The following is a 1,509-nucleotide window of genomic DNA, read 5'->3' on the forward strand; positions in this document are numbered from 1 at the left end:
CTCGCTGCTCGACGCCGCCTTCGATCCGTACCGGCCCAACAACGGGATGACGGCGGCGTTCAGCGAGGTGGTCCTCGCCCACGAAGACGATCACGACTCGAACGTGGCCCGCATCTACGCGATGAACGGCTCGATCAAGGCGGTCGCGACCACGCTGGCGGTGGTTGATACCTCCAGCGTGACGGCAACGGACAGCACCAAGAGCAATGTCGAACGGATTTACGGCTACACGAGAATCGAGATCAACAGGCCGGCGAAGATCTATGCCAAAGACGACCTCGTCGACTTCGATGTGATCGTTCAGAATATCGGTGGTGACGACGTCAGCACCATCACGGCAGGGCGCGACATCGTCTACAGCTATGTGGGCGGTTCGGCGAACGACCTCTACACGGCTCCGTCCGGCGTCGCCGTGGGCAAGGCGGCTAGGAGAATCCTCGGCGGCCCGGGTATACAGGTCGCGGGCGCCGGATTCCTGATGGTCGAGGCCGGACGTGACCTCGGCCCCTTCCTGCCCTTGTCACGTGACACGAAAGCCTTGACCCCGGCGCAGCGCGGAATCGCGTCGCTCGCCAACGCCAGCGATTGGCCGGTGGGCAATCGCTACGTCCCGCAGGCGAGCTCCGGAACCTACAACCTGCTCCTGCTCGGCAGCGCCTCGAAGACGCCGAAGAAACGCAACGCATTGCTGGCCTCGACCGGCGCCGACCTGATCGTCCGGTTCGGCGTCGCCAACGGGACCGACGACGAGGCGGTGCTTCGGACCTATGTCGATCCCGCCAATGCGGGCCTGGTCCCGCACAACTATGTCGGCGACATCGAAGGTTTCCTCGCCGCGCTCGGTATCCCGACCAACGGGATGGCGGACGCCCGGAACAAGTTCCAGAATCTCGAGACCGTTTTCCAGCAGATGGGTAAGGACCCGCGCCTCGCTGAAGCGCTCAAGCGCGAATACGTCTCCCTCGAGGCGTTCCTGGTCAGGATCGGCGTCCCGTTCGACAGCGCGGCCGACGCGTGGGACAAGTTCCGGAACCTCGCGGACCATCTGCAGCAACAGGGCAAGGACCCGCGGCTGGCCAAGGACCTGCAGCGCGCCTTCGTCGACCAGGTGTTCATGGCCGAGCTGAAGGCGGTGGGCGAGGCCCAGGCGAGCACGTCGGGGCAGTACCAGCGCGGCTATCAGATGGTGAACACGCTGTTCCCGGCCACGCTCGGCTACTCGGCGAACGCTCTCGGCGGCACCAGCGGCGCCGCGACGCTGGTCAGGACCGGCGACCTCGACATGCACCACGCCACCATCCAGACCCGGCTCGGCGGCAATATCTCGATCTTCGGGCCCGGCGGCAGCATCCGGGTGGGGGCGCTCGCTCTCGAGCCGAACGCCAACCTGAAGCTGAACGACGTCGGCATCCTGACTCTCGGCGGCGGCTCGATCTCGACCTTCACGGACGGGAGCGTGCTGGTAAACCAGAGTCGCGTGATGACGCAGCAAGGCGGCGATATCCTGAT

At 65.4% G+C, this 1,509-nt stretch carries 1 protein-coding gene; it reads left to right on the forward strand.

Annotated elements, in window-relative coordinates; translation table 11 throughout:
• Positions 1-1,509: hypothetical protein (locus ABTU92_RS29455; RefSeq protein ID WP_408095096.1), on the forward strand; the 1,509-nt coding region annotated here is incomplete at both ends.

It is taken from the genome of Rhodoplanes sp. SY1, assembly GCF_046000175.1.
Lineage (GTDB): Bacteria > Pseudomonadota > Alphaproteobacteria > Rhizobiales > Xanthobacteraceae > Rhodoplanes.